Source organism: Amycolatopsis sp. PS_44_ISF1 (genome assembly GCF_032335455.1).
Lineage (GTDB): Bacteria > Actinomycetota > Actinomycetes > Mycobacteriales > Pseudonocardiaceae > Amycolatopsis.
In genome coordinates, this window is record NZ_JANUXO010000001.1 from 1,111,076 (window position 1) to 1,125,557 (window position 14,482).

The following is a 14,482-nucleotide window of genomic DNA, read 5'->3' on the forward strand; positions in this document are numbered from 1 at the left end:
TTCACCTCCGACAGACCTGGGACGCATGCCTGCACCGGACACCTTCTGGAGCTGCTTCAGCGCGGCGCTGACCTACCTGGCCGTGCTGGCGGTGCCCGGCGGCCTGATCGGCCGGGCGGCCGGGGTCCGCGGCTGGGCGCTGGCCGGGCTGGCCCCGCTGCTCAGCTACGCCGTGACCGGGCTGGCCGGCCCGTGGCTGGGCATCGCCGGACTGCCGTACAACGCGGCAACGGCGGCCGCCTGCACGGTGCTGCTGGCCGGCTTCGCGTACGGCACGCGGCGGCTGTGCGTCGCCCGGGGCTGGCTGAAGGCCGGTGCGGAGGAGCCGCCGGTGCCGTGGTCGGCGCGGGAGCACTGGGCGGTGGCGGCCTGCGTGGTCGTCGCGGTCGGGCTCTCCACCGCCGTGGTGCTTTCCGCGCGCGGCGGGACGACGGCGGTGTTCCAGCGCTGGGACACCGTGTTCCACGCCAACGGCATCCGCTACATCGCCGACACCGGCGACGGTTCGCTCACCGGCATGAGCAAGATCAACTGGTACCCGGACGGCTCGTTCTACCCCAACGGCTACCACCTGGTCGGCGCGCTGGTCCACCAGATCTCGGGCGCCAGCGTCCCGGTCACGCTCAACGCCATCACGATGCCGGTCGCGGGCCTGTTCGCGCTGTCGATGGTCGCGCTGATCCGCCAGCTGGGCGGGCGCGCGGTGTACGCGGGCTGCACGGCGCTGGTCGCGGCGGGTGCCACCACCGGCGCGTACGAATCGGTGTCGAGCGGGCTGCTGCCGTACGCGCTGGGCATCGTGCTGACGCCACTGGCGGTGGTCGCGCTGCAACGGTTCCTGGTGCGGCCGGGCGTCGACACCGGGCTGGTCATGGCCCTGTCCGCGACGGGGCTGCTGGTGGCCCATTCGAGCGCGCTGTTCGGCGCCGTGCTGTTCGCGCTGCCGGTGGTCCTCCAGCGCTGGTACCGGTCGCTGCGGCGCCGGCCGGTCGACGGCGTCCCGGACGAGCGGCCCGCGTGGCGGGTGATCGGCGGCGACGTGCTGCGGATCCTGCCGGTGATGCTGCTCAGCGGCCTGCTGGCGGCCCCGCAGATCCTCGGTGCGATCGGCTTCACCGCGGGCTCGTACCCGTACCACGCGTGGAACTCGGACCTGTCCGTCCCGCTCGCGCTGAGGCTGCTCGTGACCTTCCAGCAGGTGCTCAGCCGGCCGCAGATCTGGCTGACCGTGCTGCTCGCGGTGGGCGTGCTGGGCTTCCGCACCCTCGGCCGGATGCGCTGGGTGCCGCTCTCGGCCCTGGGTCTCTCGGCGTTCTTCGTGCTCGTGACCTGCTACGGCTACCTGCCGTGGGTGATCTCGCTGTCGCGGCCGTGGTGGAACGACCGCTACCGGCTGATGGCGCTGGCCGCGATCCCGCTGTGCCTGCTCGCCGGGCACGGCATGGCGGAACTGCAACGCTGGTTCGCGCGGCTGGCCCGGCGCGGCTCGTGGGCGCGTTCGCGGCCGCGGGTGCTGGCGCGCGCCGGGGTCGGCACGGCCGTGCTGGTGGTGGCCGTGATGGCGGTGCTGACCGGCGGTTTCTACCGCACGGCGAACGCGACGGCCGTCTCGTACCTGTACTACAACGGCCCCGAGGGCGAGGTCACCCCGCCGGTGAGCGCGGACGAGATCGCAGCCATGGAGCACCTCGGCGCCATGGGCATCCCGGCCCGGCAGAAGGTGCTGAACGACCGGATGGACGGCACCGCCTGGATGTACGCGATCGCCGGAGTGCACCCCGTGGCCGGCCACTACGACGGCGGCGGCCCCGTCGACCCCGACGCCGTCTACCTGGCGATGCACTTCCGCGACTACGACACCGACCCGCGCGTGCGCGACGCCGTCCGGCGGCTCGACGTGCACCACGTGCTGATCGGCAGCGGCACGATCCGCAAGGACACCCCGATCGCCCCCGGCCTGCGCGGGCTCGACGGACGGGACTTCCTGAAGCTCGACTACCGCAACCCCGGCGCCGCGATCTACACGATCACCAGGTGACCCCGGATCCTCGTGGCCGCAGCTCCCCGAACTGCGACCACGAGGATCCCCCGTCCCCCCGGGGCCATCCGGGTGAGGAGATCCGGCCCCCGGCCGGCTCCCCCTCAACTCCTCGAAACAGCAGACGCCCGCGGTCGTGACCCGGTTTCCCGACCGGGTCGATGTCACCCGATCGGCCCAATCCGGTCGCGGCTCAGGCCTCGTGCAGCGTGGGCAGCACCTCGTCGACCACCGCTTCCAGCACGGACTCCCGGCCCTCGTACGGGCCGCCGGAGCGCGGCCAGTGCGTGATGACGTCGGTGAAGCCCAGCGCGGCGGCGCGGTCCACGGCGGCGCGGAACGCGTCCAGGCTGCTCAGGGAGTACACCGGGGCGGAATCGAGGCTCAGGTACCGCTGGATGCTCGCGCGCTCGCGGCCGGCCGCGTCGAGGCGTTCGTCGAAGACGCGGCCCAGCTCGGCGATGCCCTGCCACCACTCGTCCAGCGTGGTGCCGCCGCGGCCGGTGGTGACCCAGCCGGCGCCGAAGCGGGCGGCCAGCGTCATGGTGCGCGGGGCGTTCGCCGCGACCACGAACGGCAGCCGCGGCCGCTGCACGGTGCCGGGCAGGTTCCGCGCGGCCTTCGCGGTGTAGTACTCGCCCTCGAAGTCGAACCGGTCGGTCATCAGCAGCCCGTCGAGCGATTCGACGAACTCGGTGAACCGGTCGGTGCGCCGGCGCGGGTCCAGCTCGGGGGCGTCGAGGACCTGGGCGTCGTAGTTGGAGCTGTCGACGCCCGCGCCGAGGCCGAGCACGAACCGCCCGTCGGACACGTCGTCGAGGGTGATCAGCTCCCGCGCGAACGGCACCGGGTGCCGCGCGATCGGGGACGCCACCAGGGTGCCCAGGCGGATGCGCGACGTGACCAGCGCCGCCGCGGTCAACGTCGGCACGGCGGAGAACCACGGCCCATCGACCAGCGAACGCCAGCCCAGGTGGTCGTAGGTCCACGCGTGGTCGAAGCCGTACTCCTCGGCGGCCCGCCACTTCGGCTCGGCCGCCCACCAACGATCTTCCGGAAGGATCACAATGCCTGCTCGCACGAGGGTGGACCGTATCGCCCGGCACCGACATTCCGCCGGACGGGCGGGCTCCGGCCCCCGTTCGGGGACAATGGCCGAGTGGACAAACCCCGCCTGATCGCTTCCGACGTCGACGGCACCCTGCTCGGACCCGCCGAGGTCGTCACCGACCGCACCGTCTCGGCGGTGGGGCGGGTGCAGGGGGACGGCGTGCCGTTCGTCCTGTGCACCGGCCGCCCGCCGCGCTGGATCGCGCCGATCGCCCAACCACTGGGGCTGACCGGCTACGCGGTGTGCGCGAACGGCGCCGTGCTGCTCGACATCGGCGCCGACCGCGTCACCGCCGTGCACGGGGAGCTGGCGCCGGAGCTGCTGCACGACCTCGCGAGTGCCATGGACAAGGCGCTGCCCGGCTGCCGGCTGGCGGCCGAGCGCATCGGCACCGGCGAGGTCGACCACGACATGCGCAACTTCGTGATCGAACCCGACTACCACAACCCGTGGGGCAACCACGAGGGCCGCACCACGATGCGCGCCGAGGTGCTCGGCCACCCGGCGATCAAGCTCCTGATCAGCCACCGCGAACTGCGCTCGGCGGAGATGGCCGAGGCGGCGCGCGCCGTCTTCGGCACCGCGGTGGACGTGACGTACTCCTCCTCCGGCGGCCTGATCGAGGTGTCCGCCCACGGCATCACGAAGGCCACCGGCCTCGCGGATCTGGCCGAGCGCTTCTCGGTGCCCGCCGAGGACGTGATCGCCTTCGGTGACATGCCGAACGACGTCGAGATGCTCACCTGGGCCGGGCACGGCGTGGCCATGGCCGACGGGCACCCGGCCGTGCTGGAAGCGGCGGACGAGGTGACCGGGCCCGCCGGTGAGGACGGGGTGGCCGCGGTGCTGGAACGCTGGTTCTGAGCCGGCGGGCGAGGGCGGCCGGGGCGGGCCCGCCGCGGGTGGTGCGCCGGGTCAGTCGCGCGGGGCCGGTCGGCTGTCCAGGGCCGCGGCGGCCTCCGGGGTGGGGGCGGTGCCGCCGAGGTGGGCGGGCAGCCACCAGCGGTCGTCCGCACCGGCCGGGCGGTCCGGGTAGGCCGCTTGGGCCCGCTCCAGCAGTTCGGACATCCGGGCGCGCAGGTCCTTGGTCAGCACCTCACAGTCGTCTTCGGGCGCCGGGTGCATCGGGGCGCCCAGCACGATCGAGATCGGCACGTGGCGGTGGGTCAGGTCCTTCGGGTGGCCCTTGGTCCACAGCCGCTGCGTGCCCCACAGCGCCATCGGGATCACCGGCACCCCGGCTTCGGCGGCCATGCGCGCCGCGCCGGTCTTGATGCCCTTCACGGTGAACGAGCGGCTGATCGTCGCCTCGGGGAAGACGCCGACCACCTCGCCCGCGCGCAGCCGCTTGACCGCTTCGTCGTAGGAGGCCTGGCCGGCGGCGCGGTCGACCGGGATGTGGTGCATCCCGCGCATCAGCGGACCGCCGACGCCGTGGGCGAAGATCTCCTTCTTCGCCATGAACCGCACCAGCCGCTTCGACGGGCGCGCGCCCAGTCCGCAGTAGATGAAGTCGAGGTAGCTGACGTGGGTGCACGCGAGCACCGCACCGCCGGTCGCCGGCACGTGTTCGGCGCCCTCGATCCGGATCCGGTTGTCCAGGAGCCGGAACATCAACCGGGCCGCGACGAGGACGGGCGGGTACACGAAGTCAGCCATGAAACCCAGGCTACGGGAGCCGCCGCGGCGGAACCTACGCTCCCGTAGGTTTTGGGTGCCACACCACTGCGGCCGGCACCAGCGCGACGAGCGTGCAGAACAGGGTGATCGCCTGGTGCTTGGTGTTTTCGATGCCGTCGCCGAGGGCGGCCAGCACGAACTGGCCGAGCGCGACCGTCAGCAGCAGTCCCAGCACCACGCCCAGCGCGCTCCGGCGGTGACGCCACCCGCGCCAGGCCACGAACAGCCACAGCGGGACCAGCACGAACAGCCCGAGCGGCGCGATCGACCCGGTCAAGCCCGAGACGATCGGCACGCGGTGCTCCTGCGCCTGCGGCGCGAAGCCCGCCGACCGCGTGAAGCTGCCCAGGTAGTCCGGCCGCGCGACCAGCGCGGCCTCCGCCGCACGGTTGAGCACACCCAGCGTGCGCAGCGGGTGGGTGGCGAAGAAGGCGACCGCGTTGCGGCGGCTCATCCGGCTCCGGTAACGCGGGTACAGCGGGTCGGAGACGACCGGGTGCGCGCCCCACCAGCCGTTGCCCGCGTACTGCGCGAACGACGCCGGCAGGCCCAGCTCCGCCAGGTCCGCGACCGTGTCGTGCCGTCCGTCCACGATGTTCACGAAGATGGTGTTCACCATGTTGATCTCCCGGGAGTCCCCGCCCGGGACCGACGAGAAGGTGCCGTCCGGCGCGGGGGCCGGGCTGACGCCGGTCTGCGCCCACCAGGTCCCGCCCGCCAGCACGACGGCGACCAGCAGTCCGGGCCGCCACCGCGACCGGGTACCGGGCCGCACCAGCAGCACGGCGAGGATCAGCACCGGCAGGATCATCAGCGTCTGCACCTTGGCGTTCACCGCGATCAGCCCGCCGGCCGCCGTCGCGGCCAGCCCCGCGTACCCCCACCCGCCGGAGCGCGGGACGAGCAGCAGCCCGCCGGTGGCCAGCAGCAGTCCGAGGAACGCGGTGCCCTCGCCGAGGATCGAGCCGTAGTAGCCGAAGAACGCCGAGTCGGCCACCACCAGCAGCAGCCCGAGGGCCACGAGCAGCCGCACCCGCGGGCGGTCCGGCAGCCCGGCCACGACCAGCGTCACCGCCGCCGCCGCGATCGCCGAGCCCAGCACCCCCATGATCACCAGGTTCAGCATCGAAGGCGGCCCGGACAGGTCACCGACCCGGACGGCCAGGCGCGCGAGCCAGCTCTGGCTCAGCTGGTACGTCGGTTCGCAGCCGCCGGGCGAGACGGGGTAGTCGAGCCGGACGTAGGGCTGGGGCGAGCCCGGCCAGGTGATCCCGGCGCCGCACAGCACCCGGAAACCGTCCCCGTTGTCGGACACCGACACCGGGCGCGGCACCAGGAACCGGACCAGCAGCACCACCAGGACCAGTCCGAACACCCCGGGCACGGCCGGCGGGATCCTCGGCTCGGCTCGGGCGGCCACGGTCATGACGGGCAGGATACGTAGTGGAACGCCGGAGCCCGGTCGAGGTCGTCGATCAGCCGGCTCGCCTCGTCGGCTCGGGGGAACACGGAGATCCAGAACGGTGTCCCGGTCCGGCGGAAGGTGGCGGCCGGCGCAGAGTCCGGACCGGACGCGCAGTCCTGCTGTTCGGCGTAACCGTTTTCGTCCGGCACGGCCACGGTCGCGCGCCGCGGGCCGACGTCGCTGCCGACCACCAGCAGCTGCGAGCCCGCGCGGCTCGCGATCGCCCCGGGCTCGGCCGCGCTCACCACGGAGCCCGGCGGCAGGTAGCCGCCCAGCCACTCGCCGACCTCGGCGAGCTGGGTGCTGTGCGTGCGCCCGGCCCGCACCTCGGCCAGCAGACCCGGGTCGAACAACGAGGCCAGCACGGCGAATCCGGTCAGTCCGGCCGCCGCCACCGGCACCAGCCGGGAAACCGTCCGCGGCCGCGGTGACGGGTTCGCGGCCTTGAGCACGCCGTACGCGCCGGCCGCCGCGGCGGCGAGCAGCGGCGGCACCGGCGCGAGCAGCCGCCACGACGGCCCCGGGTCCCGGTCGAGCCCGGCCACGAACACCGTCAGCCCGGCCGCCAGCGCGAGCAGCAGCCACACCGCCGAGCGGGCCGCCGCCGCGCGCCCGGGGGTGCGGCGGACCGCCAGCGCCCCGGCCGCGATCAGTCCGGCGGCCAGGAAACCCAGGTGCGCCAAGGAGAATCCGGCCAGGTAAGACCAGTCCGGGCCCGGCGGGCGCAGGGCCCGGCCGGGCAGGAGGTGGTGGTAGAAGGTGACGCGCCACGCCGTCCACGGCACCAGGAACACCAGCGCGCCCAGCCCGTACCCGACCGGCGCCCACCAGGTGTGCCGGCCGCGGGCGGCGGCCACCACGAGCCCGATCCCGGCCACCACGGCCGGCACCACCCCTTCGGGCCGGGTCATCACCGCGCCCGCCACGAGCACGCCCGCGACCACCGGCCGGGACGCGGCCATCGCGTACGCGATGGCGAGGAGCAGCAGCGCGAACAACGGCGTCTCGGTGCCGGAGGGCCCGTACACCGCCAGACCGCTCGCGCCCGCCGTCAGCACCGCAGCGGCGACGCCGATCGCTGGCCGCGGCTCCCCGCCTTCGGGCAGTGCGAGCCGGACGACGCGATTCACCAGGAAGTACGCGAGGAGAACGCACCCGAACGTCGAACCGACCCCGAGCACGATCGCGGACGTCCGGATGTCCGCGCCGAACGCGGCTTTCGGCAGCGACACGGCCACGAGCCAGAGGAAGTTCGCGTAGCCCTCGGCCCGGTCACCGGGGTTGAACACCGGCCCGTTGCCGTCGGCGATGTTCTGCGCGTACCGGAAGGTGACCAGCGCGGCCTCCGTCACCGTGGCGAACACCAGCTGGTGCACCAGGGAGAAGACCAGGGTGAGCAGCAGCACGAACCCGCGCCAGCGGCGGTCGGCGGCGATCCGGTCCCAGGTGGCGACCACCAGGGCGGCCAGCAGCAGCCAGCAGCCCAAGACCGCGTAACCCACCCGAGCCCCCTCGCTCCGCCCCGCCGCGGCCGTCCCCGTCGCACCGCCGCCCGCCACCCGTCGAAAAAGGCGGCCACCCGGGGGCGATCCGCCGGAGCCCGCCCCTCGAAGACCACCTCGCCCAGACCAGTCAATCGCGGGATCACCCTCGGCGGCATAAGCCGTTCGGGTGCATGTGGGGGCCGCTGATCGTCGCTCGCCCAGGCTGCGCGGCTGGACCCTGGCCGGGTTGAGCCCGATGTCGATCCCGCTCACCCGGCCCTCCCTGCGGGCGCACCTTGCCCGAAAGACCCGTTGACACCGCTGTGAGTGTGTAGTTACATACTTAGTGACTGGTCAATCACAACAGCCAAGACCAGCCCACACTCCGGCCGCCACCGGCGCCGTTGTCCTTCGAGGAGAAGCCATGATCGACGTTCGCACCGCCGCCACCGGACTGCTCGCCGCCGCCGCGGTCACCCTGGCCGGGACTTCGGCGGCCACCGCGGCCACCCCGCCGGCCGCCGGGCACCACGCGCCGAAGCCGGCGCTGACCCCGCTGGCCGTCAAGTGGGCCGCCGCCTGGAACGGCAGTGACCCGCAGGAGCTGGCCGGGCTGTTCGTCAAGGACGGTTCGCGCTACACCGACCACGCCTTCGACCGGACCTACACCGGCAGGGCCGGGGTCGCGCAGTGGGTCACCGACACCAAGCAGGCCATCCCGAACGCCGAGATCACGCTGACCGCCTCGGTCCACCTCGCCGACCGCGAAATCCTCTTCTGGAACTTCAGCGGCCAGGCCACCGGCGCGCCCCACTCGTTCTCGGTCCCCGCGGTCACCGTGCTCGGGCTGCACGGCGGCAAGATCCTGACCGACGACGACTACTACAGCAAGGCCGAGGTCAACCGGCAGTCCGGCCTGCCGGAGTCCGGTCTGCCGAAGGGCTCCTGAACGCACGGACCCCCGTCGTCCACAGTGACGACGGGGGTCCGTGCGTTCAGGCCGAAGCGGATTTACGGTTCGCGAACCGGGCCGCGCCGGCCGCGAAGCCCGCCGTCAGCAGGTCCGCCACCGTGAACATCACGCGGGAGGCCACCGCGAACGCCGTCGCCTGGCCCACGGTCAGTCCGCTGGCCGTCAGCACCGCGACCTGGGCCACCTCACGCACCCCCACACCGCTGGGCAGGATGAACGCGAAGGTCCCCACCGTCATCGCCACCGCCATGGCGCCGACGCACTGGATGAAGCCGCCGAAGCCCGGGGCGCCGACGGAGTTCGCCAGCAGCCACAGGTGCGCGCCCTGCAGGGTCCAGGCCAGGGTCGAGGCGCCGAACACCTGGCCCACCACGGCCCAGCCCAGCGGGTGGGCCAGCGGCGGGCGGCGCAGGATCCGCAGCACCAGCGAGGTGCCCCAGGTCAGGATCCGCGGGTGCAGCAGCGCCAAGCCGACCGGGATGAGCACGAACAGCCACTTCGCGCGCGGGCTGTGGCTGAACACGGCCGGGGCGGCGAGCAGCGAGACCACCAGCGCCGAGACCACGCCGACGCCCAGCTGGATCAGCGAACCGGTGAAGATGCGGGCGCGGGCCAGCCCGGCCTTGCGGCCCAGCTCCATCTGGAGCAGGTAGGCCCACACCGAGCCGGGCACGTACTTGCCGAGCGAGCCGACGAGGCAGATCTGCGCGCCGCGGGCGTACCCGATGGGCTCGCCGAGGTCGTCGACCATCTTCTGCCAGCCCCAGGTGGAAACCAGGATCGCCGCGAGCAACGCGGCCAGGCTGAGCACCGAGGACTGCCAAGCCACCTCGGACAGCGTGCGCCAGAACTCGTTCCAGTTGGACGCGAGCGACTTCGCGGCCAGCCCGATGACCAGCAGGATCGCGAACCAGCGCACGACGTCGAGGAGCTTCGCCCTGGTGGACTTCGCCGGCTCCGGTTTCGGGTCCGGGGCGTCCTCGGACGTCCGCACGGTCGTCATCGACCATTCTCCTCACGACGACCGCCGGTCAAGACCGCACCGTGACCAAGCGGCTGAACTCGGCCAGCAGATCGTAGCCGTCCCAGACCCCGGAGAAGGTCAGAGCCGAGCCGAACGGCACGATGCGGTCGACCCCGCGGCCCGCGAGCGCGGTGGCGAACTCCACCAGCGCCTCGTGGGTGAACCCGAACTGGGTGACGGTCTGGTCCTGGCGCAGCACGGCCGGCACCAGCTCCGCGAGCGAGTCCACCCGCGCGGTCGCGAAGGTGCCCGCACCGAGCCACTCGCGCGGCATCACGGTCGCGTCGGTCAGCTCCAAAGTGGCCAGTCCGTTGCCGTCGAACGCGATCGAGGACACCAGCCCGTCGGCCGCCGCGCCGTAGGCCGAGACCCGCTTCTGCACCGCCATCGCCGGCTCCGTGACGTGCTGTTTCGCCTCGATCACGGCGGCCAGCCGCTCGCGCAGCTCGCGCCCGGAAGTCTCGGCGCCCGCCGCGTCGCCCACCCAGAACACCGTGCGCGGTGACGAGCAGGCGGCCTGGTCGAACCAGTACGAGTCGTTGTAGAAGCCCTCGGCCGCGGCCTTCCGCCCGGCCGGCGAGGCGGACTGCCAGCCGCGCACCGAGGCGATGGCGAACGAGGAGCGGTCCGGGAAGGTCAGGTCCCGCGCGTGCGGGGCCAGGGGGTACTTCCGCAGCGCGGCCACGGAGCGGTCGCCGCCCCAGATCACGCGCAGGTCGGCGGCCAGCGACAGGGCTCCGCTGATCTCGTCGCTGCGGTCGTAGGTGACCATGCACTGGGTCGCGGAGATCGCGGCCGCCGTGGCCGGGTCCACCTCGGACAACGCCGCGTTCAGCGCCTCCAGCACCGCCTCGGCGGCCCCGGCCGAGCGCGAGGACACCCGCACCACGTTGTGGTTGCCCGCCAACGCGGACAGCGCCCACGAGTAGACGAAGATCGTGTCCACATTGGCCGGTGGCACGTGGAACACCAGCCCGCGCGGGAACCGCAGCGCGGGGCCGGCGGTCTCCAAAGTGGACAATGCCTGGGCCAGCTCGCCCTTGCGCAGGAAGAAGCCCAGCGAGGCCAGCTCGGGGAACCGGCGGGCCGACGCGGGCGCGAGCAGCTTGCGCGCGAACTTCGTGACGAACTCGACCACCCGCGGGTCGCCCACCGTCAGGCGCCCGCCCGGCGGCTCGGCGCGCAGCCGGTCCACCAGCTCGCCGACGGCCGGCGCCGGGCCGAGCGGGAAGCGCTGGGTCAGCGCGCTCACGCCGCCGCCCCCCGCCCGGGTGCGGTTGTCCCGCTGAGATCAGCGGTGTCGGAGCAGCCGCGGGCCTCGGCCTTCGGCAGCCGGCCCAGCACGGAGAAGTGCTTGCCGGGCCAGTCGCCGTCGTCGATGCCGTGGCACACGCCGAGGTCCTCGGTCAGCAGGACGTGCCCGGGGTAGGAGCGCGGCAGCGTGCTGACCACCTCGATCAGCCCCGGCTGCCCGACCGGCTGCTCGGCCCAGGTCTGCGGGTCCCGGATCACCACGTCGGCGAAGTCGGGGCAGTAGAGCGAGTTCCCGGACGGCCCCTCGAGGAACACCGTGCCGATCTGCTCGATCATCCCGTAGTAGTTGTGGATCCGGGTGAGCCCGGTGTCGTCGGCGAACCGGCGGCGGAACTCGGTGTTGTCCACCGCGCGGTCGATCAGCTTCTTCCAGCCGCCGGAGTGGATCAGGATGCCGTTGGACAGGTCGAGCCCGTGGTCGCGGGCCACCTCGTAGAGGTAGAGCCAGACCATGAAGGTGAAGCCGAAGATCAGGAACGGCCCGTCCCCGTACTCGGCCAGGAACTGCTTCACCGCCTCGACGTCCGGCTGGTCGTTCTCGTCGAGCACGTAGGTGTGCTTGCGGCCGAAGTTGGCCATGCCCAGCACCCCCGCGCCGCGCGCGGAGAACGAGCGGCGGTTCTTGACGATGCCGATGGTGTCGACCATCAGCATCGGCAGCCGCTCGCGGCCCAGCACCTCCTGCAGCGTGGCGCCGAGCCGGCGGGTCTGCGCCGCCGCCGCGTCCTTGTCCAGGTGGATGCGCGAGGCGCCGGCGCCGGTGGTGCCCGAGGAGGTCAGCGTCCGGAACACCTGCTCGTCCGGCACGGACTTGAGGTCGTGGGTCTTGAACATCCGCACGGGCAGCCACGGCAGGTCGGCGATGGTGTCGTACTGCCGGTCCGGCGCGAGGCCGAGCGACGAGAGGATCCGGTCGTACCCGGCGCTGCCGGCCCGGTGGTGGGCGGTCAGCTCGGCCAGTTCGGGCAGCAGCAGCGCCTCCCGCTCCGCCTGCGAGCGGGTGAACACGCTCATATCCGTCCCTCCAGCGACCGGTAGTCGATCTTGCCGCTGGCCAGCAGCGGCACGGTCTCGACCGGTCGCACGTCGAACCCGCTCGGGTGCAGGTGCAGCCGCTCGGACAGGGCCCGCGAGGCGTCCTTGCAGATCGCCTTCGCGCCCTCGCCCTCGGGCAGTTCCGCGAACAGCACGACCTTGTCGCCCCCGGGCACGGCGGCGACCACGTCGATGCCCACCGCGGCCGAGCGCACGGCCTGCTCCAGGTCGTCCAGGCTGACCCGGTTGCCGAACACCTTGCCGATGCGCTTGAGCCGCCCGGTGATGAACAGGTAACCGTCTTCGTCGAGGTAACCGAGGTCACCGGTGGCCAGCACGCCTTCGCACTCATCGCCCGTGGCCAGCCCGGACTCGTCTTCGGCGTAGCCCATCATCACGTTGGGCCCGCGGTAGACCACCTCGCCCACGATCTTCGGGTGCCGGGTCTCGACGCCGTCGTCGCGGCGCACGGAGAACGCGCCGCCGGGCAGGGCCGGGCCGGCGGAGCCGAGCTTTTCGGCCAGCCGCTCGGCGGGCACCGTGGTCATCCGCGGCGCGGCCTCGGTCTGGCCGTACATCACGTACATCCGGCCGCCGACCGCGCGCATCTTGTCGTTGAACTCGGTCACGAGCTCGTCGCGCAGCTTGCCGCCGGCCTGCGTCAGCGTGCGCAGGCTCGGGTACTTCGCCGGGTCGAACTTGAGCCGGCGCAGCATTTCGTAGTGGTAGGGCACCCCGGCCAGCGAGGTGACGCCGTGGGTCCGCACCGCGTCCCAGAACCCACGGCCCAGCACGCCGGACGGCTCGACCACCACGGTCGCGCCGCGCACCAGGTGCGAGTTCAGCACCGACAGCCCGTAGCTGTAGTGCAGCGGCAGACCGGTCGGCGCGACCTCGTCGGCGGTGATCCGCAGCACCTCGGCGATGGCGTCGGCGTTGCTCTCCACCGCCTGGCGCGAGAGCCGGACCAGCTTCGGGTTGCCGGTGGAACCGCTGGTGGGCAGGAGCACCGCCAGGTCCGGGTGCGGCACGAGGGCCGCCTCGGCCTCGCGCCGCCAGTGCGCGCCCTCGGCGCGGTAGCCCTCGGGAGCCGGGGCCTCGGGCGCGGCCAGCACCGCGGCCGGGCGGAAGCGGGTGATCAGTCCGGCCAGCACGTCGGCGTCCAGCGCCGGGTCGATCAGCGCGATCGGCCGGCGCGCCTCGAACGCGCCCAGGTAGCGCAGCACGCTCTCCAGTTCGATCGACATCCGCGCGAACAGCGCGCCCGTGGGCAGGGCCGCCAGCTCCGCGGCCGACCGCGAAACCTCGGCGGCCAGCTCGCCCCCGGCCAGCGTGCGCCCACCGGCCACGTCGACCAGCCGGGCGCCCGCCCCCAGCAGCGTCACAGCACCAAGCCTCCGTCGATCCCCAGCACCTGCCCGGTCACGAAGGACGCTTCGTCGCTGACCAGGAAACGGATCGCCCTCGCGACCTCCTCCGGCTGGCCGAGCCGGCCCAGCGGGGTGTCCTCGATCCGCCCGGCGATGACCTTCTCGCCCAGGTGGGAGGTCATGTCGGTCTCGATCACCCCGGGCGCGACCGCGTTGACCCGGATGTTGTGCCGGCCGAGCTCCTTGGCCGCGGACCGCGCGATGTTGCCCACAGCCGCCTTCGAAGCGGCGTACGCGGTCTGCCCGGCACTGCCGTTCTCGCCGACGATCGAAGCCAGCACCACGATCGCGCCGGTCTTGCGCCGGCTCATCACGCGCGAAGCGGCCTGCACGGTGTTGATCGTGCCGCCGACGTTCGTGCGGAACACCCGGTCGATCAGGTCCTCGCCGATCATGCCGAGCAGCGCGTCCTCGAGGACGCCGGCGTTGGCGACGACGGCGTCGAGCGCGCCGTGCTCCTTCGCCACCCCCCGCACCAGGGAGGAGACCGCCTTGGCGTCGGTGACGTCCAGCCCGAGGCCGGCGGCGGCGCCCGCCTCGGCGGCGACCTCCTTCGCCCTGGTCTCGTCCCGGCCGGTGAGCACCACCGTGACGCCCGCCTCGACCAGCGCCCGCACGGTGGCCAGCCCGATCCCCCGGGTCCCGCCCGTGACGAGCGCGACCCGCCCGGTCAGGTCAGGCATTCTTCGTCTGGAGGCCGGTCACCAGGTCGACCGCGACCTTGAAGCTCGACATGTCGATGACCTGGTCGGTGTCGAGCTCGATGTCGAACTCGTCCTCGATCGCCGCGACCAGGGCCATGTGGCCGACCGAGTCCCACGCCTCGATGTCGCGGTACTTCAGGTTCTCGACGTCCACGTCGCGGTCGAGGTCCAGCGCCTCCACGAAGACCTCGCGCAGCTTGGGGGCAACTTCCGCCATCTTCACA

Annotated in this window: 13 protein-coding genes; 3 read left to right on the forward strand and 10 right to left on the reverse strand. The window is 73.0% G+C overall.

The genetic code is table 11. The features are described 5' to 3' along the window. Window positions 1-25 precede the first annotated feature (25 nt). Complete coding sequence (locus tag NYF13_RS05000; protein ID WP_315654456.1) at window positions 26-2,038, forward strand: DUF6541 family protein; 2,013 nt, start codon at window positions 26-28, stop codon at window positions 2,036-2,038. 193 nt (window positions 2,039-2,231) lie between these two features. On the opposite strand, the gene NYF13_RS05005 is transcribed toward NYF13_RS05000, so the two are convergent. Then, window positions 2,232-3,119, reverse strand: coding sequence for an LLM class flavin-dependent oxidoreductase (locus NYF13_RS05005; protein WP_315654457.1), 888 nt, complete (start codon window positions 3,117-3,119; stop codon window positions 2,232-2,234). 93 nt (window positions 3,120-3,212) lie between these two features. Here NYF13_RS05005 and NYF13_RS05010 point away from each other — a divergent pair, with 93 nt between their 5' ends. Continuing rightward, window positions 3,213-4,013 (forward strand): HAD family hydrolase, encoded by an 801-nt coding sequence (locus NYF13_RS05010; protein WP_315657202.1) that lies wholly within the window; start codon window positions 3,213-3,215, stop codon window positions 4,011-4,013. 51 nt (window positions 4,014-4,064) lie between these two features. On the opposite strand, the gene NYF13_RS05015 is transcribed toward NYF13_RS05010, so the two are convergent. The 3 genes from NYF13_RS05015 to NYF13_RS05025 are packed head-to-tail and all read right to left on the reverse strand — an operon-like array spanning window position 4,065 to window position 7,796. After that, window positions 4,065-4,808, reverse strand: coding sequence for a lysophospholipid acyltransferase family protein (locus NYF13_RS05015; protein ID WP_315654458.1), 744 nt, complete (start codon window positions 4,806-4,808; stop codon window positions 4,065-4,067). Between the two features lie 34 nt (window positions 4,809-4,842). Next, complete coding sequence (locus NYF13_RS05020; protein ID WP_315654459.1) at window positions 4,843-6,255, reverse strand: hypothetical protein; 1,413 nt, start codon at window positions 6,253-6,255, stop codon at window positions 4,843-4,845. Next, entirely contained in the window at window positions 6,252-7,796 is a 1,545-nt protein-coding gene (locus tag NYF13_RS05025) for a hypothetical protein (RefSeq protein WP_315654460.1), read from the reverse strand. The genes NYF13_RS05020 and NYF13_RS05025 overlap by 4 nt, the downstream gene beginning before the upstream one ends. 406 nt (window positions 7,797-8,202) lie before the next feature. Between NYF13_RS05025 and NYF13_RS05030 the strand changes: the two genes are divergently transcribed. Continuing rightward, the gene (locus NYF13_RS05030) at window positions 8,203-8,727 is read left to right on the forward strand and encodes a nuclear transport factor 2 family protein (RefSeq protein ID WP_315654461.1); all 525 of its coding nucleotides are present in this window, start codon (window positions 8,203-8,205) and stop codon (window positions 8,725-8,727) included. Between the two features lie 46 nt (window positions 8,728-8,773). Here the strand turns inward: NYF13_RS05030 and NYF13_RS05035 are convergent, their stop codons facing one another. Genes NYF13_RS05035 through NYF13_RS05060 form a run of 6 tightly spaced genes read right to left on the reverse strand, consistent with a single transcriptional unit; the run spans window position 8,774 to window position 14,475 of the window. Beyond that, window positions 8,774-9,754 (reverse strand): lysylphosphatidylglycerol synthase transmembrane domain-containing protein, encoded by a 981-nt coding sequence (locus NYF13_RS05035; protein ID WP_315654462.1) that lies wholly within the window; start codon window positions 9,752-9,754, stop codon window positions 8,774-8,776. 28 nt (window positions 9,755-9,782) lie between these two features. Beyond that, window positions 9,783-11,027, reverse strand: a complete 1,245-nt coding sequence (locus tag NYF13_RS05040) for an acyl-CoA reductase (protein WP_315654463.1) — start codon at window positions 11,025-11,027, stop codon at window positions 9,783-9,785. Next, on the reverse strand, window positions 11,024-12,103 hold the full coding sequence (locus NYF13_RS05045) for an acyl-protein synthetase (RefSeq protein WP_315654464.1): 1,080 nt from the start codon (window positions 12,101-12,103) through the stop codon (window positions 11,024-11,026). The genes NYF13_RS05040 and NYF13_RS05045 overlap by 4 nt, the downstream gene beginning before the upstream one ends. Further along, window positions 12,100-13,509, reverse strand: coding sequence for an AMP-binding protein (locus tag NYF13_RS05050; protein ID WP_315654465.1), 1,410 nt, complete (start codon window positions 13,507-13,509; stop codon window positions 12,100-12,102). The genes NYF13_RS05045 and NYF13_RS05050 overlap by 4 nt, the downstream gene beginning before the upstream one ends. Next, a complete protein-coding gene (locus NYF13_RS05055; protein ID WP_315654466.1) occupies window positions 13,506-14,237 on the reverse strand; it encodes an SDR family NAD(P)-dependent oxidoreductase in 732 nt (243 codons plus the stop codon). Before NYF13_RS05055 ends, NYF13_RS05050 begins: the two co-directional genes overlap by 4 nt. After that, window positions 14,230-14,475: an acyl carrier protein gene (locus NYF13_RS05060; protein WP_315654467.1), complete on the reverse strand. Its 246-nt coding sequence runs from the start codon at window positions 14,473-14,475 to the stop codon at window positions 14,230-14,232. Before NYF13_RS05060 ends, NYF13_RS05055 begins: the two co-directional genes overlap by 8 nt. Window positions 14,476-14,482: the final 7 nt, after the last annotated feature.